Genomic DNA, 24,571 nt, shown 5'->3' on the forward strand with positions numbered 1-24,571 from the left:
GGGCCAAGGACGACGCCGAACTGGGCGCGGCGACCGGTTTCCCCGGCCCCTACACCGTCGTGGTGGTGGACGGCGACCCCGGCGGCACGGCGCTCCAGGAGGACCTGGCGCGGCTGGCCGTGGTGGGCCCGCGGGTCGGCGTGCACGTGGTGTGCCTGGCGGAGGTGCCGGCCGCCTCGGCCGCGTCGCCGGTGGCGCGGACGTACGCGGCGGCCTGCGCGGTGACGCCGACGTTCCGGCACTGCGGTGCCGTGGCGCTGCTCAGCGGGGACGTGGCGAGCACCCTCCAGCTGATGCGGGTGGCGCCGGGCGGCCCGGTGGAGCCGGGGGTGCCGGCCACGGTGGACGCGGTGTCCCCGGCGTGGGCGGAGCGGTTCGCGCGGGCGCTGGCGCCGCTGCGTCCGGACGGCCCGGCCGCCGAGGGGCAGGCCCGCGTGGCCACGCCGTTGCCGCGTTCGGCACGGCTGCTGGACGAGCTGGGGCTGGCCCGCGCCACCCCGGCCTCGCTGATGGCCCGCTGGGCGGACGCGGCCGACGACACGGAGGCGCTGGGCGGCCGGGCCCGCGCGGTGCTCGGTGCCGGACCGCACGGCCCGGTCGTCGCGGACCTGGTGGCCGACGGGCCGCATCTGCTGATCGAGGGGCCGCCCGGCAGCGGCCGTACCGAGCTGCTGCGGTCCGTGGTGGCCTCGCTGGCCGCGGCGGAGCGGCCGGACCGGCTGGGCATGGTGCTCATCGACGGGCGGGACGGCGTCGGCACGGGCGGCGGGCGCACCGAGGGCCTGCGGGTCTGTGTGGAGATACCCCACGTCACGACCCATCTGATCGCCAATGACCCGGTGCGCATGCGGGAGTTCGCGCAGTCGCTCAGCGCGGAGCTCAAGCGGCGGGCGGAGCTGCTGGGCCGGACCGACTTCGCGCAGTGGCACGCGGGGCGCGCGGTCTCCGGCCGGCTCGTCGCGCAGCGCACCCCGGCCGGCGCCGGGGACATCGAGGCGCCGCCCAGCTCCACGCTGCGGCTGCGACCGGGCGCGGCCGCCCGGCAACGCGCCGAGGAGGTACCGCCGTTGCCCCGGCTGGTGGTGGTCGTGGACGACCTGGACGCGCTGGTCTCCCCCGCCCTCGGCGCGCCCGGCCGGCCCGCCGCCGGGTCGGTGACGCGGGCCCTGGAGGCGGTGGCCCGGGAGGGCGAGCGGCTGGGCGTGCACCTGGTCGCGGCGACGGCTCCGGGGGGCCGTACGGCGGAGAGCGAGCCGGCCCGCCGGGCGGCGCTGCGCGTCACGCTGGCGGCGGTCAAGCAGGGCCCCGACGAACCGGCGCCCGGCCGTGGGCGGTTGACGCACCCGGACGGTGCGGCGGTGGAGTTCCAGGGCGGCCGGGTGACCGGCCGCATCCCCCGTACCGCGACCCAGCGGCCCACGGTCGTCCCGCTGGACTGGCAGCGCATGGGCGATCCGCCGGCCCGCCGGCCGGTGCGCGAACTCGGCAACGGCCCGACCGACTTGGCCCTCCTGGCCAGCGCCGTGGAGCGCGCCGCCCGTCAGGTCTCGGCCTCCCGGGTGCCCTCCCTGCTGTAGGCGGCCGGAAGGCGCATACAGCCACGGTCACGAGCCGGTCACGATCACCCGCGCAGTGCCGTAGGCGCTCTTGCCCAGCCCGAGCGGCCCGGCGTACACCGGACCGCACGGACAGTGTTCTGACGTTCAACGATGTTCAACGGAGAACGACGAACGGGGAAGTGATGCGCAGCAAGAGCAGCACCATCCGGGCCGGCAGGGCCACCACCGTGCTCGCCGCCCTGCTCGCGGGGGGCCTCGCGCTCAGCGCCTGCTCCGGCGGGGAGAAGGACGACGGCGGCGCCAAGGGTGGCAAGGCAGGCGGGAGTTCGGCGCCCGCCAAGGGCACGGTCTCCTTGCCCAGACTGGACGGCGCGCAGCTGGAGATCGCCGCCGTGTGGACCGGGCAGGAGCAGGCGAACTTCAAGAAGGTGCTCGCCGAGTTCGAGCGGCGCACCGGCGCCAAGGTCACCTTCGTGCCCGCCCAGGACCCGATCATCAACTTCCTCGGTTCCAAGATCGCGGGCGGGCAGCCGCCGGACGTGGCGCTGCTGCCGCAGCCCGGCGCGATCAAGCAGGCCGTGGACAAGGGGTGGGCCAAGCCGGTCGGGCCGGAGGCCGAGAAGGAGCTGGCGAAGAACTACTCGCAGGGCTGGCAGGACATCGGGAAGGTCGGCGGCAAGCAGTACGGCATCTACTACAAGGCCGCCAACAAGTCGCTGGTCTGGTACAACGCCAAGGTCTTCGAGAACGCGGGCGCCAAGGAGCCCGCCACCTGGAAGGACCTGCTGACCACGGCGCGGGCGGTGTACGACTCCGGGGTCACGCCCTTCTCGGTGCCGGGCGCGGACGGCTGGCCGCTGACGGACTGGTTCGAGAACGTCTACCTGTCGCAGGCGGGGCCGGAGAAGTACGACCAGCTCGCCCAGCACAAGATCAAGTGGACCGACCCCTCGGTGAAGCAGGCGCTGCAGACGCTCGCGCAGATCTGGGGGAAGAAGGACTACCTGGCCGGCGGCCAGAAGGGCGCGCTCCAGACGGAGTTCCCCAACTCGGTCACCCAGACCTTCACCGGCGGCGACCAGCCGAAGGCGGCGATGGTCTACGAGGGCGACTTCGCGCAGGTCAACATCGGTGAGACCAAGGCGAAGGTGGGCACGGACGCCAAGGTGTTCCCGTTCCCGGCCGTCGGCTCGGCCGCGCCCGTGGTCTCCGGCGGCGACGCGGCGGTGGTCCTGAAGGACTCCAAGGCGGCGCAGGCCCTGATGACCTTCCTCGCCTCCCCGGACGCGGCGACGATCCAGGCGAAACTGGGCGGCTACCTCTCGCCGAACAAGAACGTGCCGATCTCGGCGTACCCGAACAGCGTCCAGCAGAAGATCGCCAAGGCGCTGCTCGCGTCCGGCGACGACTTCCGCTTCGACATGTCCGACCAGGCGCCGCAGGCGTTCGGCGGCACCCCGGGCAAGGGCGAGTGGAAGGACCTCCAGGACTTCCTGAGGAACCCCGGCGACGTGGCGGGTGCCCAGGCCGCGCTGGAGAAGGACGCGGCGGCCGCGTACGGAAGCGGGAGCTGATCCGGCGATGGCGTCGGCAGCGGCGGCCGGGGCCCCACCGGGTCCCGCCGCGTCCCGCCCCCGCAAGAGCGTGACCGGCACCCGCAAGACCGTGGCAGTGCTGTTCCTGCTGCCCGCGCTGGTGCTGCTGGGCGCGCTCGTGGTCTACCCGATCGGGTACTCGGTCGTCCGCAGTTTCGGTACGAACTCGGGGCACGGCTTCGCCGGTTTCGACAACTACCGGACGGTCTTCACCGACGACGGCATCCTCACGGCGCTGAAGAACAACGTCATCTGGGTGGTGTTCGCGCCCACCGTGTCCACCGCGCTCGGGCTGATCTTCGCGGTGCTGACCGAACGGGTGCGCTGGGGAACGGCGTTCAAGCTGGTCGTCTTCATGCCGATGGCGATCTCGATGCTCGCGGCCGGGATCATCTTCCGGCTGGTGTACGACCAGGACCCCGGCAAGGGCGTCGCCAACGCGGTGTGGGTGTCGGTGCACGACAGCTTCGCGCAGTCCTCGGCCTTCCCCATGGCGCACCCGGGCCGCCGGTCACCGCTGGTGGCCGAGGGCGGCGGCTTCGTCACCAAGTCCGTGGTGCACGCCGGGCGGCCGGTCGCCCTGCCGCTCGTGGGCGTCGCCCCCGACAAGATGCCGGACGGCGCGAAGCGGGCGGCGGGCGCGAAGGCGGAGCCGGGCAAGGTGACCGGCACCACCTGGCAGGACTTCACCCGTGGCAAGGGCGTCGGCCGGCTCGGCGCGCCCGACCCGGGCGAGCTGGGCTATCCGGGGATGCGGATCGAGGCGGTGAAGGACGGCAAGGTGGTGGCCTCGGCGAAGGCGGCCGGCGACGGCACCTTCACACTGCCCGCGGCGGCGGACGGGGCCCGGCTGCGGCTGCCGGCCGCCAACTTCCGGGAGCCGTACAACGGGGTGCAGTGGCTGGGCCCGGCGCTGGTCACCCCGGCGATCATCGGCTCGTACGTCTGGATGTGGGCGGGCTTCGCGATGGTGCTGATCGCGGCCGGACTCGCGGGCGTGCCACGGGAACTGCTGGAGGCCGCGCGGGTGGACGGCGCCAACGAGTGGCAGGTGTTCCGCCGGGTCACCGTGCCGCTGCTGGCACCGGTCCTCGCGGTCGTCACCGTCACCCTGATGATCAATGTGCTGAAGGTGTTCGACCTCGTCTACATCATCGCCCCCGGCTCCTCCCAGGACGACGCCGACGTGCTCGCCCTGGAGCTGTACCGCAGGGGCTTCGCGGAGGGCCAGCCGGGCGTCGCGAGCGCGATCGCGGTGCTCCTGCTGCTGCTGGTGATCCCGGTGATGCTGTTCAACGTCCGGCGGCTGCGGCGGGAGGTACGGCGATGACGGCGACCGCCACCGAGGTGCGCGCACCGGCGCCCGCCGTCCGGGCCCGGCCCTCGCTCGGCGCGAGGATCACGGAGCGGCTGAGCGGCGGGGCCGTCCGCGTCTTCCTCGTCCTCGTCGGCCTGTTCTGGCTGGTGCCGACCATCGGGCTGCTGATCTCCTCGCTGCGCTCGCCCGACGACATGAGCGCGAGCGGCTGGTGGACGGTGTTCACCAAGCCCTCCCAGCTGACCTTCGACAGCTACCGCAGGCTGCTGGAGAACGGCGACATCACCCACTCCCTGCTGAACACGGTGCTGATCACGGTCCCGGCGACGGTCCTGGTCGTGATCATCGGCTCGCTCGCCGGATACGCGTTCGCGTGGCTGGAGTTCCCGGGCCGGGACTGGTGGTTCCTCGGCGTGGTCGGGCTGCTGGTGGTGCCGGTGCAGGTGGCCCTCATCCCGATCGCCGAACTGTTCGGGAAGATCGGCCTGTTCGGGTCGATCCTCGGGGTGGTGCTGTTCCACACCGGCTTCGGTCTGCCGTTCGCGGTGTTCCTGCTGCGGAACTTCTTCGCGGAGATCCCGCGCGAACTGCTGGAGGCGGCCCGCCTCGACGGCGCCGGTGAGCTGCGGCTGTTCGCGCGGGTGGTGATGCCGCTCGGCGGGCCGGCCATCGCCAGCCTCGGCATCTTCCAGTTCCTGTGGGTGTGGAACGACATGCTGGTGGCGCTGGTGTTCACCAAGTCCGGCACCCAGCCGATCACGGTCGCGCTGCAGACGCAGGTACGCCAGTTCGGCAACAACATCGACGTGCTGGCGCCCGGCGCGTTCATCTCCATGGTGATCCCGCTGGCCGTGTTCTTCGCCTTCCAGCGGCAGTTCGTCTCCGGCGTGATGGCGGGCGCGGTCAAGTAGCGCCCGGTCAGAGCGGATTGAGGGGGGCGGGCCCGGGAAGGGGGCCCGCTCCTCGCCGTTCACCCGGTGTCCCCCGAATGCCGTACGGGACGTAACCAATTCACTCCATCGGCCGTTGCCGGGCACAACGCCCCGCGCCGACCACCCATGGATGTCCCGTGCCCAGGTTCAGTGTCATCGTCCCCGCGTACCAGGTCCAGGCGTATCTCTCCGCGTGCCTGGACTCGGTGCTCTCGCAGTCGTACACGGATCTCGAACTGATCGCCGTGGACGACCGTTCGCCGGACGCGTGCGGGGCGATCATCGACGAGTACGCGGCCCGCGACCCCCGGGTGAAGCCGGTGCACCTGCCCGAGAACCGGGGGCTCGGTCGGGCCAGGAACGCGGGCATGGCCGAGGCGAGCGGCGACTACCTCGTCTTCCTGGACGGCGACGACACCCTCACCCCGGGCGCTCTGCGGGCCGTCGCGGACCGGATCGAGGCGACCGGCGGCCCGGACGTGCTGGTGTACGACTACGAGCGCACGTACTGGGACGGCCGGCGGGTGCGCAACCACCTCCGGGACGAGCTGACCGAGCGGGGCCCGGCGCCCTTCCCGCTCGCCGACCGGCCGGGGCTGCTCCGGGTGCTGATGGTGGCCTGGAACAAGGCATACCGGCGGGAGTTCGTGACCGAGCGGGGCTTCGCGTTCCCGCCGGGCTACTACGAGGACACCCCCTGGACCTTCCCGGTGCTGATGACGGCCGGGTCGATCGCGACCCTGGACCGGGTGTGCGTGCACTACCGGCAGCGCCGCCGGGGCAACATCCTGTCCACCACCAGCCGGGGGCACTTCGATCTGTTCGACCAGTACGAGCGGGTCTTCGCCTATGTCGCCGACCACCCGGAACTCGCGTGCTGGAAGCCGGAGTTGTTCCGCCGGATGATCGACCACTACGGAGTGGTGTTCACCCGGCGGGACCGGCTGCCGCGCGGCAGCCACGGGGAGTACCTGCGCCGGGCCCGCGCCCACCACCACCGCTACCGGGTGCCGGGGACCCGGCTGCGGCGGCGGCACGTCCTGATCCGGTTCGGGCTGCACCGCACCTTCCGGGCGCTCCTGCTGGCCGCGGCCGCCCACAGGCGCGCGCAGCGCACCCTGACCGGACTGGCGCGCGCCGTGCGCTCCGGCGCGCTCGCGCTGCACTACCGGATCCAGCGGCGTCTGCCGCTCCGCCCCGACCGGGCGGTGTTCGCCGCCGGGGGCGGGTACGGCGGCGACCCGGCCGCACTGGAGGAGGCGTTCGGGCGGTACGCCCCGCACGTGCGCACCGCCTGGCTCGCCGATCCCTCCTACCGGGGCCCGCTGCCGTCCGGCGCGCGCCGCCTCGCCCCCGGCACGGCCGCCCACTGGACGGCGCTGGCCCGCGCCACCTACCTGGTCGGCGACGACCTCCTCACCCACGGACTGCGCAAGCGGCCGGGTCAGGTCCTCGTCCGCACCCTGGAGGGCACCCCCCTCGCGCACACCGGCCTGGACCTCCAGGAACGCCCGGCGGCGGCCCGCGGCACGGACTTCGAGGCGCTGCTGCGGGACGTCGACCAGTGGGACCACGTGCTCTCCGGCAACCGGCACTCCACCCTGACCTGGGAGCGCGTCTACCCGGGCCGCTACACCGCCCTGGAGTACGGCAGCCCGCGCACCGACGTCTTCCAGCGCGCCACCCGGGAGGACGTGGCCCGGCTGCGCGCCCGGCTGGGCATCCCCTCGGGTGCCGTCGCGATCCTCTACGCGCCCGCCCGCCGCGCGCACCGCCGCACCCAGCAGTCGCCGCTGGACCTGGCGCTGCTCGCGCACCGGCTCGGCCCGCGCTTCGTGCTGCTGGCCCGCGTCCCCGGGGACGTGCCGGTCGAGGGCCCCCGGGTCGTCGACGTCTCCGCGCACGCCTGCGTCCAGGAGCTGTGCCTCGCCTCGGACGCGCTGCTCACCGACCACGCGCCGCTCGTCTTCGAGTACGCGGCGCTGGACCGGCCGATCGTGCTGCACACCGGGGACCGGGCGGCGTACGAGACCGTCCACGGCGCCTATCTCGACCTGCGGGCCGTGCCGCCGGGCGAGGCGGGCTGGGACGAGGAGGGGCTGGCCGACGTCTTCACCGGCGGCGACTGGAACGGCGCGCGGGCCGCGCTGCTGCGGGCCGCGTTCCGGGAGCGGTTCTGCCCGTGGGACGACGGGCGCGCCGCCGAGCGGGTGGTACGGCACGTGGTGCTGGGGCGGACCGACCCGGCGCCGGTGGTGCCGCCCGCCGAGCGGCGGCCGGTGCCGTCGGCCGCCGCGGCCGCGACCCGGTCCGCGTTGGCCACCGTGCCGCGCCCCAAGGGCCCGCGTCCCGTCACCGAATCGGCCGAACACCATTGATCCGACCGGGAGTTCCCATGCCTCCCGGCTCGACGCGGCCCGCCCCGAGCCGGCCGTCCACCCGGCGTCCCGCGGGGCGGCCCGGCCGCGTCCGCAAGACCACGGAAAGAGCAGAATGCCCCGCTTCAGCATCATCGTCCCCTCCCACGGGGTCGCCGGCCGGCTGTCCCAGGCCCTGGACTCGGTCCTCGGCCAGTCCTTCGGCGACCTGGAGCTGATCCCGGTCTGCGACGGACCCGACGCCCCGGCCGCCGAGGTGGCCGCCGGGTACGCCGGGCGGGACCCCCGGGTGGCCCCGGTCCACTCACCGCCGTCGGCCGGGCTCGGCGGGGCGCGCAACGCCGGGGTGCGGGCGGCGAGCGGCACCTATCTGCTCTTCCTGGACGGCGACGACCTGCTGCTGCCGGGCGCGCTCGCGGCCCTGGACGCCCGGCTGGCGGAGACCGACGGGGTGGACGTGCTGTACGCGGAGCACGAACGCGCCCCCTGGTGGGAGGGGGAGCCGGCCAACCCGGTCGCGCCGCTGCTCGCCCGCGCCCCCGAGGGCGCCTTCGCCCCCGCCGAGCTGCCGCACCTGACCGGCGTCCGGCTGCCGGCCTGGAGCGCGGTGTACCGCCGCGCCTTCCTCGCCGAGCACCGGCTGGCCTTCCCGGACGGCCACTTCACCGATGTCGGCTGGGGCGGGCTGACCTCGCTCGCCGCGGAGCGGATCGCGGTGCTGCGCCGGGTGGTCGTACGGCACCGGCTGCGCCGCCAGGGCAGCCGGCTCGACCTGCCCGGGGAAGGACAGCACGCCCTGCTGGACCAGGTGGAGCTGGTGCTGGACCGGGCGGCCGGGCGCGCCCTGCCCGCCGAGCGCACCGGGCCCCTCTTCGACCAGCTGTTCGCGGTGGTGCTGGGGACCGCGTCCCGGCCGGAGCGGCTGCCCTCGGGACACCGGGCGTTCTTCCGCCGCGCGGCCCGCCTGTACCGGCGGTTCCGGCCGGCCGGGCACCGGATGCCGCGCGGCAGCCTGGGGGTCCGGCACCGGCTGCTGGCAGTGGGCGCCTACGACGCGTTCCGCGCGCTGTGCGAGGCCGACCGGCTGACCGGCAGGGCCGCCGGGACCCTGCCCCGCCCGCACGCGGTGCGCACCCGGCTGCGCTACCGCGCCGCCCTGTGCCGCCCCCTCGATCCGAACCTGGCCGTGTACTGCGCCTACTGGGGCCGCGGCTACGCCTGCAACCCGGCCGCGATCCACGCCAAGGCCCGCGAACTCGCCCCGCACATCCGGTCGGTGTTCCTGGTCGAGGCCGGCCGGGAACACACCCTGCCGAAGGACGTGGAGTACGCGGTGCTCGGCTCGCCCCGCGCCTGGGAGCTGCTGGCCCGCGCCACCTATCTGGTCAACAACGCCAACTTCGCCGAGCGCGTGGTCAAGCGGCCCGGCAGCGTGCACCTGCAGACCCAGCACGGCACGCCGCTGAAGACGATGGGCGTGGACCAGTCGGCGTACCCCGTGGTGGCCGCGCGGTCCGGCAGCTTCACCCGGCTGCTCGGCCGGGTCGACCGCTGGGACTTCAACCTGTCCGCCAACCGCCACTCCACGCGGACGTGGGAGCGCGCCTTCCCCGGCTCCTGGGAGGCGCTGGAGTACGGCTATCCGCGCAACGACGTCTACTACACCGCGACCGCCGACGACGTGGCCCGGGTCAGGCGGGAGCTGGGCGTCCCCGAGGGCCGGCTCGCCGTGCTCTACGCGCCCACCCACCGCGACCACCACGCCGGCTTCGAACCGGGCCTGGACCTGGAGGCGTTCTGCGCGGCGGCCGGCGAGGACGTCGTGGTCCTGCTGCGCGCCCACTACTTCTACGACCAAGGCGGCGCCCGGCACTCGGACCGGATCATCGACGTCACCGCGCACCGCTGCGCCGAGGACGTGTGCCTGGCCGCGGACGTGCTGGTCACGGACTACTCGTCGATCATGTTCGACTACGCCAACCTGGACCGGCCGATCGTCGTGTACGCCGACGACTGGGACGTCTACCGGCGCACCCGCGGCGTGTACTTCGACCTGCCGGCCGAGCCGCCCGGGCCGGTCGCCCGCACCCCCGGGGAACTGGCCGCCGTCTTCCGCGACGGCTCGTACGCGGGCGCCGGGTCGGCGGCGCTGCGGGCCCGGTTCCGCGCGCGCTTCTGCGAGTTCGACGACGGCCGGGCCGCCGAACGCGTCGTCCGGCGGGTGCTGCTCGGCGAGCCGCCGGAGGCGATCCCCCCGGTGCTCCCGCTCGCCGAGCGCGTCCCCGCCCCCGCCGCCGCGGCCCTCGTGAGGAGCCGACCGTGCCCCGCTTCAGCGTGATCGTGCCCTGCCACCGGGTGCAGGCGTATCTGCCCGAGTGCCTGGACTCGGTGCTCGCGCAGTCGTACCGGGACATCGAGGTGATCGCCGTGGACGACCGCTCACCGGACGGCTGCGGCGCGATCCTGGACGAGTACGCCGCCCGCGACCCCCGCGTGCGGGTGCTGCACCTGCCGGAGAACGTGGGCCTCGGCCGCGCCCGCAACGCAGGTCTGGCGCACGCCGGCGGCGACCACCTGCTCTTCCTGGACGGCGACGACACCCTCACCCCGGGCGCGCTGCGGGCCGTCGCCGACCGGCTGGCGGAGACCGGCGACCCGGACGTGCTCGGGTACGACCACGTGCGCACCCACGGGTGGGGCGGCACCCGGCGCGACGCGCCGGCCGAGGTGCTCGCGGGGGCCGGTCCGGACACCTTCACGGCGGCCGGGTACCCGCGGATCCTGGACCTGCCGATGGTGGTCGGGAACAAGGTCTACCGCCGGGAGTTCGTGGCGGCGGAGGGCTTCGAGTTCCCACCGGGCTGCCACGAGGACATCCCCTGGACGTTCCCGGTGATGCTCAGCGCCCGGCGGATCGCCGCGCTGGACCGGATCTGCCTGAACCACCGGCAGCGCAGGCAGGGCGGCCCCCTGCCCGCCACCGGCCGCGAGCACTTCGACGTGCACGGGCAGTACGAGCGGGTCTTCGCGTTCCTGGACGCGCGGCCCCGGCTCGCGCACTGGCGGCCGTACCTGCACCGGAAGATGGGCGAGCACTGCCTGGGCATCCTGGCCGAGCCGGACCGGCTGCCGCCCGCCGACCGGCCCGAGTTCTTCCGGCGCACGGCCGAGCTGTTCCGCCGGCTGAAGCCGCGGGGCGCGCGGGTGGACGGCGAGGTCGCCGTGCTGGAGGGCACCTGGGCGGCCTACCGGCTGCGGCGGCAGGCGGCGCGGGCCGGCCACGGGGCGGCCCGGCTGGCGGAGTCGGCGCGACAGGCGGCGGCCGGCCGCGCCCGCACCGGCTGGGCCTGCCTGCACGCCCGCCGCTCCCCCGACCCGCACCTGGTGGTGTACTCGGCGTCCGGGCACCGGGGCCTGCTGGGCGACCCGGCGGCCGTCTACCACGCGGCCCGGCGGATCGCCCCGCAGCTGCGCGGGGTGTGGGTGGTGCGGGACGCCGGGACGGCCGCGCTGCTGCCACCGGACGTGGAGCGCGTGCTCGCGGGCACCCGCCGCTGCGCGGAGGTCATGGCGCGGGCCGCGTTCCTCGTCAACGACGTCCCGTGGCCCGCGGCCCCGGCCGGGCGGCCCGGCAGCGTGTACATCCACACCCACCAGGGCACGCCGCTGAAGTATCTGGGCGCCGATCTGCTGGACAAGCCGGGCGCCCGGCTCGGTGTCGACGTGCCGCGGCTGCTGCGCAGCGCCGACCGCTGGGACCACAGCCTGGTCGCCGGCCGCCACTCCGAGCTGGTGTACGAGCGGGCCTACCCCTGCCGCTTCGCCTCGGCCCGCACCGGCAGTCCGCGCAACGACGTGCTGGTCGCCGGCGGCCCCGGCGACTTCCGGCGCCGGCACGGCATCCCCGACGACCACACGGTGGTGCTGTACGCGCCGACCCGGCGGGACTACCGCGGGGACGGGCACGTGGACCGGATCGACGTGGCCCGGTTCGCGGCCGACCTCGGCGAGGGCCACACCCTGGTGGTCCGGCTGCACCCCTCGCTGGCCGCCGGTCCCGCACGGGGCATGGGCCTGACCGAGCCGGCCCGGCGCGGTGTCGTGCTCGACGCGACGGACGAGCCGCACCTGCCGGACGTCCTGCTGGCGGCGGACGCGCTGGTCACCGACTACTCGTCCGTGATGTTCGACTACGCCAACCTGGACCGGCCGATCGCGCTGCTCGCCGACGACTGGCCCGCCTTCCGTGCGAGCCGGGGCGCCTACATCGACATCACCGCCGAGCCGCCCGGCCATGTCGCCTACTCCTACCGGGAGTTGGCCCGGCTGTTCGCCTCGGGCCGCTGGCGGGACGAGGAGTCGGCGCGACTGCGGGCCGCCTTCCGCTCCCGCTACTGCGAGTTCGAGGACGGCCGGGCCGCCGAGCGGGTCGTGCGCACCCTGCTGCTGGGCGAGCCGATGCCGGCCGGTCCGGCCGCCGGGTCGGCCGACGGCCGGGCGGGACGCGCCGGCGTCGGCGTGAGGGCGGCCGGAGGGGCCGCGGCCTACTCGACGACGAGGTCGACCTCGATGTTGCCGCGGGTGGCGTTGGAGTAGGGGCAGACCTGGTGGGCGGCCTCGACGAGCCGGCTGCCGGTCTCGCGGTCCACGGTGTCGGGCAGCTCGACGCGCAGGGTGACCTTCAGGCCGAAGCCCTCGCCCTGCTTGCCGATGCCGACCTCGGCGGTCACGGCGGCGTCCGAGACGTCCACCTTGGCCTTGCGGCCGACGAGTCCGAGGGCGCCGCCGAAGCAGGCGGCGTACCCGGCGGCGAAGAGCTGCTCGGGGTTGGTGCCCTCGCCGTTGCCGCCCAGCTCCACCGGCGGGGCCAGCTTGACGTCGACCTTCCCGTCGGAGGTCACGGCACGGCCCTCACGGCCGTGGGTGGCGGTGGCGACGGCGGTGTAGAGCGCGTCCATGACGAACCATCCCTCTCGATGTCCTGCGTGTTTCCCTTGCGAGCACAAGTGAATCACACAACTAAGTTGTGCACAATTAAATGGCCCGGGCCCAGGCTACCCTGGTCGCATGACCGCTTCCCCCGCCGACACCGAGGCGGACTGGCTCCGCCTGGACCGCCAGATCTGCTTCGCCCTGCACGCCGCCTCCCGCGCCTTCAACGGCGTCTACCGCGTGGTCCTCAAGGACCTCGGCCTCACCTATCCGCAGTACCTGGTGATGCTGGTGCTGTGGGAGCAGGGCGACCTGCCGGTCAAGAAGCTCGGCGAACAGCTGCGGCTCGACTCCGGGACGCTGTCCCCGCTGGTCAAGCGGCTGGAGGCGGCGGGTCTGGTGCGCCGGGAGCGCAGCGCGGAGGACGAGCGCTCGGTGCGGGTGCACCTCACCGAGGAGGGCACGCGGCTGCGCGAGCGGGCGCTGGAGGTGCCGCGCCGCATCATGCGCTCGACCGGGTTCGACCTGGCGGAGATCGCCGATCTGCGCAGCCGCCTCGACCGGCTCACCGGCGCGCTGGACGCGGCGGCGACGGCTCAGGCCCGCCCCGGGGACTGACGGTCCGCACATAGAGCCGTACGACGTACCGTCCCCGCACGGCCTCGTCGGCCACCCTGAACTCCTGTCGGAGCGCGGCCAGTTCGGCCCGCTCGGCGGGGCCCCTCGGCGTCCACCGCCCCGCCGCCACGGCCCGGTCGGCCACCACCCACACCCGCGCGACCCCGCCCAGCCGCCGCCGCACCTCCCCGGCCGGGGCCGTCACCCCGTACAACGTGCCCGACACGTCGGCGGGCGCGGCCAGCGCCAGGTCCCGCGTCCCGCGGAACGCCCCGGGATAGGCGAGCGCCGTGTTCCGCACGGACCCCGGCAGGTAGAGCACCGCGTCCCCGGCCCGCACCCGGCGGGCGGCCGCCCGCGCGACCGCCGCGAGGTCGTCGGGACGACGGGCCGGGTCACGGTCCTGCCGCAGCACGGGGAACTGCTGGAGGAGGACGAGGGCGACGGCGAGCAGACCGAGGAGGGTGACGGCACCGGACGGCGGGCGCGGCCGGGCGCGACCGTCCGGCCGACCGCCGCCGGCCGGCCGCGCCATCACCCGCTCCGCCCCGCCGGCGACCACCAGCGGCGCCCCCGCGAGCGCATACAGCACGTACCGGTCGACGTACAGCGGCGGCGCGGACAGCGACACCAGCATCGCCAGCACCGGCGCGCCCACCACGGCACCGCGCCGGCCCGGCACCGGTGCCCGTGGCGGTTTCCGCGACGGCGCTGCACGAATTTCCCCAGGGAGCCCGACGTTCACCACGGCCCGATCTTTGGTGATGAGACAACATTTCCGAGGTGTTTACGGTGTATCGCCGCCGATACGCCATCCACCCGACTTAGGCTCCAACGCGATGAACCGCCTCCGTGTCACCCCCGGTCCGGTCCCCGTGCTCGCCACCGTCTGGCTCGCCACCCGCGCCCTGATGCTGTGGCTGCTCGCGCACGACGGTTCTCCGCTGCTCGGCGGGGGTTCGGTGGCGCGAGAGGTGTGGCGGCTGTACGTCCACTGGTACGGGGTGCTCGCGCAGGGCACGTTCCCGACGCACGACCCGCTGTGGCAGTACCCGCCGGGCGCGGGCGCGGTGCTGCTGCTCCCGGGCCTGGTACCGGGGCTGACGTATTTCCAGGCGTTCGTGGGGCTGACGCTGGCGGCGGACGCGCTGATCGCGGGGGCGCTGGTGCGCGCGGGCCGCCGGGACGGCCGGAGCCTGCTCGGCGCGGCCCTGTGGACGGGCGGTCTGCCGCTGCTGCTGCACCTGCCGCTGGCCCGGTACGACGTGCAGGTCACCGCCCTCGCCGTGCTCTCCCTGCTGACGGCGGCACGCTCCCCGCGCGCGGGCGGCGTGCTCGGGGCGCTCGGCGCGCTGGTGAAGGGCTGGCCCGCGCTGGTGCTGCTCGGCACCCCCAGGGGCGGGCCGACACGGACGGCATGGGCGTGGGCGGCGGGCGCCGGGACGGTCGTACTGGGGCTGCTCTCCCTGTCGTTGCGGCATCCGCTGTCCTTCCTTGCCGAACAGGGCGGGCGCGGCGTGCAGATCGAGTCGCTCGGCGGTACGGCGCTCAACCTCGCCCGGCACGCGGGCTGGTCCGGCCGGCCCCATTACCAGTACGGGGCCATCGAGTTGGTGGGTCCGTACGTGTCCGTCGTCGCCGCCGGCTCGCTCGCGCTGACGGCCGCCGCGTTCGGGCTGCTGGTGCTGTGGCGGCTGCGGGCGCGGCACTGGAACGAGGCGACGCCGTACGACGCGGCGCTGTGCGCGGTGCTGCTGTTCACGGTGACCAGCAGGGTCATCAGCCCGCAGTACATGGTCTGGCTGCTCGGGCTCGCCGCCGTGTGCCTGACCTCACGGCGGACCGGTCAGCGTCCGGTGGCCGTACTGGTCCTCGCGGCCTCCGCATTGAGTACGGTTGTGTATCCGCTGTGCTACGGGGAGGTGATCGCGGGCAGCTGGACCGGATGCCTGCTGATGCTGGGCCGCAACGGACTGCTGACGGCCGCCGCGCTACTGTCTTTCCTGCGGCTGTGGCGCGCCTGTGGACCGTCCGCGGCAAAGAGCGGGCAAACGACGGAACCCCACCCGGATTCCGACCGTCTTCCGGAGCGAGCACTAACCCCCTCTTAACCGGGTATTACCGAACATTTCTACGCTCCCGGCTCGTGGACCCCATGCTTCCAGACTCGTCTGACCCGCCAGAGAACACCCAGACCCCAGAGCACGCCGAGGCGCGCCGGCCGGCCCAGGTCGGTGTCGTCGTGATCGGCTACAACGACCGTGCGCACGTGGCCGACGCGGTGCGTTCGGCGCTCGCGCAGGGCCCCTCGGTCGCGGAGGTGGTGGCGGTCGACGACTGCTCCACGGACGGCAGCGCCGAACTCCTCGACCGGCTGGCCGCCGACGATCCCCGGCTGCGGGTGGTCCGCCGGGATGAGAACAGCGGCGGCTGCGGCAGCCCGCGCAACACCGGCATCGACGCGGTGACGGCGCCGTACGTGATGTTCCTGGACAGCGACGACGTGCTGCCGCCGGGCGCGGTGGACGCGCTGCTGACGGCGGCCACAGGGGCGCACGCCGAGGTGGCGAGCGGGCTGTGTGTGCGCCGGGAGCTGCCCTCGGGGCGCGAACAGCTCTGGCAGGACACCCTCTACACGGCGCACGCCGTTCTCGCGCGCCCCGCACAGCGCCCCCGACTGGTCCACGACACGCTGTGCGTCAACAAGCTGTACCGCACCGACTTCCTGCGCGAGCACGGCATCCGCTTCCCCGAAGGCCGGTTCCTCTACGAGGACTTCGTCTTCACCGCGCGGGTGCTGGCCGCCGCCCCGCGCATCGCGCTGGTGCCGGACCGGGTGTACGTGTGGCACGTGCGCCGGTCGGCCGAGCGGCTGTCGCTCTCCCTCGACCGGGAGCACATCGACAACTGGAAGGCGCGCACGCGGGCGTGCACGCTGGCGTACGACATCCTGCTCGGCGCCGGTCAGAAGGAGCTGGCGCGGGCGGCCCGGGCCAAGTTCCTGGAGCACGAGGTGCGGATGTACGCGCGCGAGCTGGGGTTGCGCGACGCGCAGTACCGGCGCGCGTGGTGGACGCACACCCGCGAACACCTCGCGCGCTACGACGCCGCCGACTGGGAGCTGAACCCGGCCGCGCCCGGCCGGCTGCTGGGCCGGCTGATCCTGGAGTCCCCGGAGCCGCGCGACCTGCCCCGGATACGGGACCTGGCCGCCCGTCCGGCCCGGCTGCTCCCGCCGTACGCCCGCACCCCGGACGGGGTGCCGGTCTGGTCCGAGGACCTCCCGCAGCTCGCCCTGACCCCGTTCCTGACCAGCCCCACCCGGGCGCTGCCGCTCGCGCTGGACGCGGAACTGCGCCCCCAAGCGGGCGCCGCGCCCCTGACGCTGCGGCTGCACGAGCTGTACGGCAGGGTCGCCGAGGCCGGCCCCCGGGAGCTGGACGTGCACTGGGCGTCCCGCAACGACGACCGGGTCCGGGGGCACGCGACGGCCGCCCTCGCGCCCGCGGGCACGGACCTCTGGTCGGCCGAGCTGCCCGTCCACCTGGGCGCGCTCGGCGCGGGCACCTGGGACCTTCGGCTGACGGTGCGCTTCGCGGACGGCGCGGAACGGGAGGTCACGGCGCACGCCCGCGCGGGCGCCGGCCGGCTGCGCCGTCGCGCCGTCGTGAGCGTGCGGCACGGCGTCCTGCTGGTGCAGCCGTACGCGACGCACTCCGGCGCGCTGGCGCTGCGCGTGGCGACGGGCGTCCGGGGCGTCACCCAGGTGCTGCGCAACCGGCTGCGGCGCCTGCTTCACTGAGACGGCCCCTGCTGCCGCATCGCGAACCACTGGGTCTGGAACTACTGGGTCTGGAACGAGGCCGGGAAGAGAAACATCGTGTCTGTCCTTATCGCCGGTGGAGCCGGTTACATCGGAAGCACCGTGGCGTCGGCCTGTCTGGACGCGGGCATCACCCCGGTGATCCTCGACAACCTCGTGCGCGGCCGCGCCGAGTTCACCGACGGGCGGATCTTCTACGAGGGTGACATCGCGGACGGCGCCCTGGTCGACCGGATCTTCGCGGAGCACCCGGACATCTCCGCCGTGGTGCACTGCGCGGCGCTGATCGTGGTGCCGGAGTCGGTGGCGGACCCGATCGGCTACTACGAGGCGAACGTCACCAAGAGCCTGGAGTTCGTCCGCCACCTGCACCGCAACGGCTGCGACCGGCTCATCTTCAGCAGCTCGGCCTCCATCTACCGGGCCGAGGACGGCTCCCCCGTCACCGAGGAGTCGCCGCTGGCGCCGCAGAGCCCCTATGCGCGGACCAAGGCGGTGTGCGAGGGGATGTTCGCCGACATCGCCGCGGCCGGGCAGCTGCGGGTGCTGTCCCTGCGGTACTTCAACCCGGTCGGCTCCGACCCCCTGCTGCGCACCGGTCTCCAGCTGAAGCGGCCCAGTCACGCGCTGGGCAAGCTGATCGAGGCCCACCAGGAGGGCACGGCGTTCGCGGTCACCGGCGTGAACTACCCGACGCGCGACGGCACGGGCATCCGGGACTACGTGCACGTCTGGGACCTCGCCGCGGCCCACGTCGCGGCGATCGAACGCTTCGACTCCGTCCTCACCGCGTCGGCGCCGTCGATCGCGATCAACCTGGGCACCGGGTCCGGCACCACGGTCCGCGAGCTGTGCGCCGCGTTCAACAGCGTCGTCAGCACGCCCCTGAAGACGATCGACACCGACCCCCGCCCGGGCGACGTCGCCGGCGGCTACACCACGAGCGACCGCGCCGCGAAACTGCTCGGCTGGACGCCGAAGCTGTCCCTGGAGGAGGGCATCCGCTCGGCCCTGGCCTGGATCCCGGTGCGCGACGAGATGCTGAAGGACTGAACCGCTTTCCGCCACGGAGCCCTTCCCCCGGGGGCGCCTCCCGCCAGTGCCCAGTCGCCTCCGGGGCCCGCCCCACGGGACCCGGCTCTCGGCACGGACCCCCATGGGGGCCGACTCCCGCCAGGGGCCCAGCCCCCGGTGGGCTCCCGCCACGGGAGCCCACTCTCGACCCGGACCCGTGTCCCCCATGGGGGCCGATTTCCGGCACGGGGCCGCCTTCCGCCACAGGCACCGTGCGCCCGCCGCGGGGCTGACGCCGCCGCGGGGGGCGGATTCCCGGCATGCCCGGCCCCTGTCACGGGCCGGGCCGTCCGCAGGGCCCCGCAGCCGAGCCGCCGTGTGGCCCCCCGAACCGAACCGGCTCGAACCGAACCGACTCCCGCCCCAGGGCCCGGCCGTCCCGGTAACCTGCGCCCATGCCCCCGTCCCCCTCCCCCGTCGACCGAGCCGTCGGTGCCGTCGTCGGGTCCGCCGTCGGGGATGCCCTGGGCGCGCCCTTCGAGTTCGGGCCCGAAGGCGCCTTCTCGGCGCGGTTCCCGGTCCCGGGGCGCGCCGACGAGATGTGCGGCGGCGGTGGCTGGGAGCCCGGGGAGGCCACCGACGACACGCAGATGGCCGTGCTCGTCGCCGAGTCGCTGCTGGCGCACGGCGGCCTGGACCTCCCCGACGTCTTCCGCCGCTTCCGGCGCTGGGCCGCGGCCGGCCCGAAGGACATCGGGTTGCAGACGGAGGCGGTGCTGACCGGCGGGGACCCGTGGGACACCGCCGCCACCCGGCACTTCCGGGTGAACCAGCGGGCCGCCGGCAACGGCGCCCTGATGCGCGCCGCGCCCTCGGCCGTGTTCTTCGCCCGGTACGGCCGCGCCGCCACCCTGGACGCCGCCCGCCGCCTGTCCGCCCTCACCCACGGCGACCCGGCCGCCGGCGAGGGCACGGCCGTGCTGCACGAACTGGTCCGGGTCGCACTGGCGGGCGGGGACCCGCTGGACGCCGTACCCGACGCGCTGGCGGCCCTGCTCCCGGACCACCGCGCGCGGTACGCCGTCGTGCTCGCCCCCGACTGGCACCCGGACCTCGCCACCGAGTTCAACGGCGCGGTCTGGCCCTGCCTCGGCTCGGCGGTCTGGGCGCTGCGCACCACGGCGTCCTACGAGGCGGCGGTCCGCGCGGCCGTCGACCTGGGCGGTGACACGGACACCGTGGCCGCGGTCACCGGGGCGCTGGCGGGCGCCGTGTACGGGATCGGCGCCGTGCCCGAGCGGTGGACCGGCGCCCTGCGCGTCCCGCTGCCCGGCTTCGGCGGGCGGGAACTGCGCGCCCCGGAGCTGACCGCCCTGGCCCGCCGGCTCACAGCGCCTTCAGCGCCCCCGCAGTAGCCCGCGCCAGCCGGTCCAGGTACCCCTTCGGCGGCTTCGGGGAGCGGATGACGACCGCGCGCCAGTACAGGGGCCCGGAGATGAGGTCGAGGACGAGGTCGGGATCGAGCCCGGGGCTCACCTCGCCGCGTTCCGCCGCCGCCGCGACGATCTTGCTGGCCACACTCTCCTGGCCGTCCCGCAGTGCCTTCTGGAAGGCCTCGGCGATGTCGGGGTTGCGGGCCGCCTCGGCCTGGAGGTCGGGGATGACCTGCGAGGCGACGGGGTGGCGCAGGGCGCGGGAGGTCACCTCGTAGAGCAGCCGCAGGTCGCCCTCCAGGGAGCCGGTGTCCGGCACCGGCAGGCCCAGCACCGCCATCGCGGAGACCACGTCGAGGACCAGGTGGAGCTTCGAGCGCCAGCGCCGGTACACCGCCGTCTTGCCGACGCCGGCCCGCCGCGCGATCCCCTCGATGCTCATGCGGGCGTAGCCGACCGCGGCCAGCTCCTCGAAGACCGCCGCCCGGATGGCCTCGGTCACATCCTCACGCAGCACCGCGGCCCCGGCAGGGGCCCGGCGGCGCGCACGCGTCGGCGATTCGTCGGCGGGCTCGGCGGCGTTCGTGGTCATGACTCCAGCATAGGGCGTTACGACGAAACGGTTGCGTTGCGACGTCACTTGGTTCTACGCTCACGTTGCGACGATACGGTCCCGTCCCGACGTAAGAGAATGTGAAGAGAACCGTAAGGAAACGCCGGACGACGGGACCGGCCCGCCACCGATCCGGCCACAGCCGGAAGACGTGGCACCCCCCTCCCCCCGAGCGAAAGCAGCGGATGTGAGCCAGGTCCTCGACACACCGCCCCCGACCCAGGCCCCGGCCGACGACCTCAAGGCGCTGGCCGCCCGGCACGGGCTGACCGTCAGCGGCGCCCGCCCCTCCCTGCCGGAGTACATCCGCCAGCTGTGGGCCCGGCGCCACTTCATCACCGCCTTCGCCACCGCCAAGCTCACCGCGCAGTACAGCCAGGCGAAGCTCGGCCAGGTCTGGCAGGTCATGACCCCGCTGCTGAACGCGGCGGTCTACTACTTCATCTTCGGTGTGCTGCTCGGCACCAAGCGCGGCGTACCGGACTACGTCCCGTTCCTGGTCACCGGCGTGTTCGTGTGGACGTTCACGCAGAGCTCGATCCAGGTCGGCACCCGGGCGATCTCCGGCAACCTCGGCCTGGTGCGCGCCCTGCACTTCCCGCGCGCCGCCCTGCCGATCTCCTTCTGCCTCCAGCAGCTCCAGCAGCTGCTGTTCTCGATGGCGGCGCTGGTCGTCATCCTGCTCTGCTTCGGCGTGCCGGTCTCCGCCTCCTGGCTGCTGGTGATCCCCGCGCTCGTCCTGCAGTTCACCTTCAACGCCGGCATGGCGATGATCATGGCGCGGATGGGCGCCAAGACCCCGGACATCGCCCAGCTGATGCCGTTCATCCTGCGCACCTGGATGTACGTGTCCGGCGTCATGTGGAGCATCGACAAGCTCACCGCGAAGGACCACCTGCCGCACCTGGTCACCGTCGCGCTGGAGACCAACCCGGCCGCGGTCTACATCGACCTCATGCGGTTCGCGCTGATCGACAGCTTCCACGCCAAGCAGCTGCCCCCGCACGTGTGGGCGGCGGCCACCGGCTGGGCCCTGCTCGCCGGCATCGGCGGCTTCATCTACTTCTGGAAGGCTGAGGAGACGTACGGCCGTGGCTGAGCACAACGAGCACACCCAGCTGAACGGGGACCCCGAGGGGTACGGGCGGACCGCGTACACCACGCCCGCCGCGCCCGCCGACCGGATCCCGACCGTCGTCGCCGACAGCGTCGACATCGTCTACCGGGTCAACGGCACGGGCGCCGGCCGCGGCTCCGCCACCGCCGCCCTCAACCGCATCCTGCGCCGCGAGCAGACCGAGAAGGCGGCCGGCGTGCGCCGGGTGCACGCCGTGAAGAAGGTGTCGTTCATCGCCTACAAGGGTGAGGCGATCGGCCTGATCGGCACCAACGGCTCCGGCAAGTCCACCCTGCTCAAGGCCGTCGCCGGCCTGCTGCCGGTGGAGAGCGGCCACATCTACACCAACGGCCAGCCCTCCCTGCTGGGCGTCAACGCGGCCCTGATGAACGACCTCACCGGCGAGCGCAACGTCTACCTCGGCGGCCTCGCCATGGGCATGTCCCGCGAGCAGGTCAAGGAGCGCTACCAGGACATCGTCGACTTCTCCGGGATCAACGAGAAGGGCGACTTCATCACCCTTCCGATGCGGACCTATTCCTCCGGCATGGCCGCCCGGCTGCGCTTCTCCATCGCCGCCGCCAAGGACCACGACGTGCTGCTCATCGACGAGGCCCTGGCCACCGGTGACCGCAGGTTCCAGGTGCGCTCGGAGGACAGGATCCGCGAGCTGCGCGAGAAGGCGGGCACCGTCTTCCTGGTCAGCCACAACAACAAGTCGATCCGCGACACCTGTGAGCGCACACTGTGGCTGGAGCGCGGCGAGCTGCGCATGGACGGCCCCACCGAGGAGGTCATGAAGGAGTACGAGGCCTTCACCGGTGACAAGTCGGACAAGACGGGGAAGAAGCCCGCACAGAAGAAGGCCGCGTAACGCACCATGAAACATGTCACCACGTAAAAGCGACGCGGAGTGAAACCATGAGCCCGGCAGGTCGCTCTCACCAGTCGGGCCTTGCTCTTACCCCGAACGTGGTCATCCCATTCATCCTCTTAGTGACAGTATGTTATGAAGGGTGACCCTCCACCGACGAGCCGAAGGAGTCCTCCGCGATGCCCCAACTCAGCGTCATCGTCTACGGACCCAACGCGCAGGGGCATCTGACGGAGTTGCTCGACACTCTCGAAGCGCATCCCCTGTCCGACGCCGAGATCATCGTCGCCGCGGTCGGCGACTGGGCACGGGAGACCGCCGCGGGCCACGCCCCCGAGACGATCGTCGTCCCGCTCCCGGACGACACCGGTGACGCCGAGGCCCGGTCCGCCGGCGCCGCCCGCGCGTCCGGCCGCTGGCTGCACTTCGTGCACGCCAAGGACGGCCTGCCCGCCGGCGCGCCCCGGCTGATCGCCGAGCGCGCCGCCGAGCTGGACGACTCCGTCGACGTCCTCCTGCTCGACCACCTCACCACCACCTGGCAGAGCGCCGCCCGCCCCTCGCGCGACGGCCGCTTCCTGGCCGCCGTGGGCCGCGCCGCCCTGCCCTTGGACGAGGCCGCCGACCTGCTGCGGCTCACCCCGCTGCTCGGCAACCGCGCCCTGCGCCGGGAGTTCTGGCAGGCGCACGAGCGACAGCTCGCCACCGACGACGAGCCCCTCGCCGCCCGCGCCGCCCTGCTGCACGCGGGCCGCGTCGCCTGCCTGAACCAAGTGGCGTACGAGAACCGCGAGTTGCGGCCCGAAAGCCTGCCGCCGCTGGTCCCCGAGGACCGCTACGGGCTGATCGAGCGCTACGAGGCGCTGATGCCGCTCGCCAAGGACCGCCGCGCCCCCCGCGTGGTGCTCTACGACCTGATGATGCGCGACCTGGTGCGCACCTTCGCCGGCGAGAACCTGCCCGACGCGGTGGCCCGCGAGTTCTTCCGCCGCGCCTCCCTGGCCGCGGTCCGCTGGCGCCCCGAGCGCTACGAGCGCCCGTCGGGCGTGGAGGGCGTGCGGCACGCGCTGCTGGAGGAGGGCGCGTACACCAAGTACCGCGCGTTCCAGGCCGCCAACCGCACCCGGCGCGCCGCGCGCAAGGCCGTGCGCACCCGCAAGCGCCAGGTCGGCGCCAAGCTCCGCGACCAGCAGTACCGCCGCGCCCTGAGCCGGCCCGTCGATCCCCACCTCGCGGTGTTCGCGGCCTACTGGGAGCGCGGGGTGGCCTGCAACCCGGCCGCCATCGCCGCCAAGCTGGCCGAACTCGCCCCGCACATCCACCCGGTGTGGGTGGTGTCCAAGGACAACACGGCCCTGCTGCCGCCCGGCACCGACCACGTGGTCCCCGGCACCCGCCGCTACTGGGAGGTGCTGGCCACCGCCAAGTACCTCGTCAACAACGTCAACTTCCCCAACGCGGTGGTCAAGCGGCCCGACGCGATCCACCTCCAGACCCACCACGGCACCCCGCTCAAGCGCATGGGCCTGGACCAGATCGAGCACCCGGCCGCCGCCAAGGGCCTGGACTTCGCCGCGTTGCTGGCCCGCATCGACCGCTGGGACTACAGCGTCAGCGCCAACAGCCACTCCACCCGGATGTGGGAACGCGCCTACCCGGCCCGCTACACCTCGCTGGACTACGGCTATCCGCGCAACGACGTCTTCTACACCAGCGACGCCGCCGCGGTGCGCGCGGCCCGCGAACGGCTCGGCATCGCGCCCGGCAAGACGGCCGTGCTCTACGCCCCCACCCACCGCGACTACGAGGCCGGCTTCACCCCGCGCCTGGACCTCGCCGAACTCGCCGACCGGCTCGGCGAGGACACGGTCCTGCTGGTGCGCGCCCACTACTTCTACGGCGGCGCCACCTCCCCGCTGACCGGTCTGCGCCGCAGCGGCCGGCTCATCGACGTCTCCTCCTACGACCCGGTCGAGGAGTTGTGCCTGGCCGCCGACGCGCTGGTCACGGACTACTCGTCGATCATGTTCGACTACGCCAACCTGGACCGCCCGATCGTCGTCTACGCCGACGACTGGGAGACCTACCGCACCACCCGCGGCGTCTACTTCGACCTGATGACCGAGCATCCCGGGCAGGTCGCCCGCACCCAGGAGGAGCTGACGGAGATCTTCCGCTCCGGCGCCTGGCGCGACGACAGCGCGGCCAAGGCCCGGACCGCCTTCCGGCGCCGGTTCTGCGAGTACGACGACGGCCGCGCCGCCGAGCGGGTCGTCCGGCGGGTCTTCCTGGGCGAGCCGGAGGAGGCACTGCCACCGGTGCTGCCGATCGAGGACCGCACCCCCGCCCCGACCCCCGAGGAGGC

The 24,571-nt window shown here is 73.9% G+C and carries 18 protein-coding genes; 15 read left to right on the top strand and 3 right to left on the bottom strand.

The window, feature by feature from the left end; genetic code table 11:
* The 7 genes from FRZ03_RS21470 to FRZ03_RS21500 all read left to right on the top strand — a co-directional run.
* Nucleotides 1-1,577: FtsK/SpoIIIE domain-containing protein (locus tag FRZ03_RS21470; RefSeq protein ID WP_261399287.1), on the top strand; the 1,577-nt coding region annotated here is incomplete at its 5' end.
* Nucleotides 1,578-1,741: 164 nt separating this feature from the next.
* Nucleotides 1,742-3,133, top strand: coding sequence for an ABC transporter substrate-binding protein (locus FRZ03_RS21475; RefSeq protein ID WP_146466781.1), 1,392 nt, complete (start codon nucleotides 1,742-1,744; stop codon nucleotides 3,131-3,133).
* A 7-nt stretch (nucleotides 3,134-3,140) separates the two neighbouring features.
* Nucleotides 3,141-4,484 (top strand): carbohydrate ABC transporter permease, encoded by a 1,344-nt coding sequence (locus FRZ03_RS21480; protein ID WP_186785549.1) that lies wholly within the window; start codon nucleotides 3,141-3,143, stop codon nucleotides 4,482-4,484.
* Nucleotides 4,481-5,383, top strand: coding sequence for a carbohydrate ABC transporter permease (locus tag FRZ03_RS21485; RefSeq protein WP_146466782.1), 903 nt, complete (start codon nucleotides 4,481-4,483; stop codon nucleotides 5,381-5,383). Before FRZ03_RS21480 ends, FRZ03_RS21485 begins: the two co-directional genes overlap by 4 nt.
* Nucleotides 5,384-5,541: 158 nt before the next feature.
* A complete protein-coding gene (locus tag FRZ03_RS21490) occupies nucleotides 5,542-7,782 on the top strand; it encodes a bifunctional glycosyltransferase/CDP-glycerol:glycerophosphate glycerophosphotransferase (protein ID WP_146466783.1) in 2,241 nt (746 codons plus the stop codon).
* A gap of 115 nt (nucleotides 7,783-7,897) precedes the next feature.
* Nucleotides 7,898-10,120 (top strand): bifunctional glycosyltransferase/CDP-glycerol:glycerophosphate glycerophosphotransferase, encoded by a 2,223-nt coding sequence (locus FRZ03_RS21495; RefSeq protein WP_146466784.1) that lies wholly within the window; start codon nucleotides 7,898-7,900, stop codon nucleotides 10,118-10,120.
* Entirely contained in the window at nucleotides 10,102-12,378 is a 2,277-nt protein-coding gene (locus FRZ03_RS21500; protein ID WP_146466785.1) for a bifunctional glycosyltransferase/CDP-glycerol:glycerophosphate glycerophosphotransferase, read from the top strand. The genes FRZ03_RS21495 and FRZ03_RS21500 overlap by 19 nt, the downstream gene beginning before the upstream one ends.
* Here the strand turns inward: FRZ03_RS21500 and FRZ03_RS21505 are convergent.
* Nucleotides 12,327-12,740 carry an organic hydroperoxide resistance protein gene (locus FRZ03_RS21505; RefSeq protein ID WP_070022683.1) on the bottom strand — a complete coding sequence of 138 codons (414 nt, stop codon included), beginning with the start codon at nucleotides 12,738-12,740 and terminating at the stop codon, nucleotides 12,327-12,329. The genes FRZ03_RS21500 and FRZ03_RS21505 overlap by 52 nt on opposite strands.
* 109 nt (nucleotides 12,741-12,849) lie before the next feature.
* On the opposite strand from FRZ03_RS21505, the gene FRZ03_RS21510 reads away from it, so the two are divergent.
* A complete protein-coding gene (locus FRZ03_RS21510) occupies nucleotides 12,850-13,332 on the top strand; it encodes a MarR family winged helix-turn-helix transcriptional regulator (RefSeq protein ID WP_146466786.1) in 483 nt (160 codons plus the stop codon).
* Here the strand turns inward: FRZ03_RS21510 and FRZ03_RS21515 are convergent.
* On the bottom strand, nucleotides 13,280-13,990 hold the full coding sequence (locus tag FRZ03_RS21515; protein WP_146466787.1) for a hypothetical protein: 711 nt from the start codon (nucleotides 13,988-13,990) through the stop codon (nucleotides 13,280-13,282). The two genes, FRZ03_RS21510 and FRZ03_RS21515, sit on opposite strands and share 53 nt — an antisense overlap.
* A gap of 181 nt (nucleotides 13,991-14,171) precedes the next feature.
* Between FRZ03_RS21515 and FRZ03_RS21520 the strand changes: the two genes are divergently transcribed.
* The 4 genes from FRZ03_RS21520 (at nucleotide 14,172) to FRZ03_RS21535 (ending at nucleotide 19,584) form a co-directional block, all read left to right on the top strand.
* Nucleotides 14,172-15,443 carry a glycosyltransferase 87 family protein gene (locus FRZ03_RS21520; RefSeq protein ID WP_146466788.1) on the top strand — a complete coding sequence of 424 codons (1,272 nt, stop codon included), beginning with the start codon at nucleotides 14,172-14,174 and terminating at the stop codon, nucleotides 15,441-15,443.
* 44 nt (nucleotides 15,444-15,487) lie between these two features.
* The gene (locus FRZ03_RS21525; protein ID WP_146466789.1) at nucleotides 15,488-17,134 is read left to right on the top strand and encodes a glycosyltransferase family 2 protein; all 1,647 of its coding nucleotides are present in this window, start codon (nucleotides 15,488-15,490) and stop codon (nucleotides 17,132-17,134) included.
* A gap of 78 nt (nucleotides 17,135-17,212) precedes the next feature.
* Nucleotides 17,213-18,208, top strand: coding sequence for a UDP-glucose 4-epimerase GalE (gene galE / locus FRZ03_RS21530; RefSeq protein ID WP_146466790.1), 996 nt, complete (start codon nucleotides 17,213-17,215; stop codon nucleotides 18,206-18,208).
* A gap of 416 nt (nucleotides 18,209-18,624) precedes the next feature.
* A complete protein-coding gene (locus FRZ03_RS21535; RefSeq protein WP_146466791.1) occupies nucleotides 18,625-19,584 on the top strand; it encodes an ADP-ribosylglycohydrolase family protein in 960 nt (319 codons plus the stop codon).
* Here FRZ03_RS21535 and FRZ03_RS21540 read toward each other — a convergent pair.
* The gene (locus tag FRZ03_RS21540) at nucleotides 19,556-20,194 is read right to left on the bottom strand and encodes a TetR/AcrR family transcriptional regulator (RefSeq protein ID WP_146466792.1); all 639 of its coding nucleotides are present in this window, start codon (nucleotides 20,192-20,194) and stop codon (nucleotides 19,556-19,558) included. The two genes, FRZ03_RS21535 and FRZ03_RS21540, sit on opposite strands and share 29 nt — an antisense overlap.
* Before the next feature lie 208 nt (nucleotides 20,195-20,402).
* Between FRZ03_RS21540 and FRZ03_RS21545 the strand changes: the two genes are divergently transcribed.
* The 3 genes from FRZ03_RS21545 to FRZ03_RS21555 form a co-directional block, all read left to right on the top strand.
* Nucleotides 20,403-21,314 carry an ABC transporter permease gene (locus tag FRZ03_RS21545; RefSeq protein WP_146466793.1) on the top strand — a complete coding sequence of 304 codons (912 nt, stop codon included), beginning with the start codon at nucleotides 20,403-20,405 and terminating at the stop codon, nucleotides 21,312-21,314.
* A gap of 85 nt (nucleotides 21,315-21,399) precedes the next feature.
* Nucleotides 21,400-22,206 carry an ABC transporter ATP-binding protein gene (locus FRZ03_RS21550; protein ID WP_186785550.1) on the top strand — a complete coding sequence of 269 codons (807 nt, stop codon included), beginning with the start codon at nucleotides 21,400-21,402 and terminating at the stop codon, nucleotides 22,204-22,206.
* A 179-nt stretch (nucleotides 22,207-22,385) separates the two neighbouring features.
* On the top strand, nucleotides 22,386-24,571 hold a 2,186-nt coding region (locus tag FRZ03_RS21555; RefSeq protein WP_146466794.1), incomplete at its 3' end, for a CDP-glycerol glycerophosphotransferase family protein.

The sequence above is a fragment of the Streptomyces misionensis genome (assembly GCF_007896895.1).
In the GTDB taxonomy this organism is placed as follows: domain Bacteria; phylum Actinomycetota; class Actinomycetes; order Streptomycetales; family Streptomycetaceae; genus Streptomyces; species Streptomyces misionensis_A.

Bases quoted from the DNA above. Each gene is read 5' to 3' on its own strand.
- FRZ03_RS21475 (WP_146466781.1), top strand. From the start codon at position 1,742: ATGCGCAGCAAGAGCAGCACCATCCGGGCCGGCAGGGCCACCACCGTG.
- FRZ03_RS21480 (WP_186785549.1), top strand. From the start codon at position 3,141: ATGGCGTCGGCAGCGGCGGCCGGGGCCCCACCGGGTCCCGCCGCGTCC.
- FRZ03_RS21485 (WP_146466782.1), top strand. From the start codon at position 4,481: ATGACGGCGACCGCCACCGAGGTGCGCGCACCGGCGCCCGCCGTCCGG.
- FRZ03_RS21495 (WP_146466784.1), top strand. From the start codon at position 7,898: ATGCCCCGCTTCAGCATCATCGTCCCCTCCCACGGGGTCGCCGGCCGG.
- FRZ03_RS21505 (WP_070022683.1), bottom strand. From the start codon at position 12,740: ATGGACGCGCTCTACACCGCCGTCGCCACCGCCACCCACGGCCGTGAG.
- FRZ03_RS21510 (WP_146466786.1), top strand. From the start codon at position 12,850: ATGACCGCTTCCCCCGCCGACACCGAGGCGGACTGGCTCCGCCTGGAC.
- FRZ03_RS21520 (WP_146466788.1), top strand. From the start codon at position 14,172: ATGAACCGCCTCCGTGTCACCCCCGGTCCGGTCCCCGTGCTCGCCACC.
- FRZ03_RS21525 (WP_146466789.1), top strand. From the start codon at position 15,488: ATGCTTCCAGACTCGTCTGACCCGCCAGAGAACACCCAGACCCCAGAG.
- FRZ03_RS21535 (WP_146466791.1), top strand. From the start codon at position 18,625: ATGCCCCCGTCCCCCTCCCCCGTCGACCGAGCCGTCGGTGCCGTCGTC.
- FRZ03_RS21540 (WP_146466792.1), bottom strand. From the start codon at position 20,194: ATGACCACGAACGCCGCCGAGCCCGCCGACGAATCGCCGACGCGTGCG.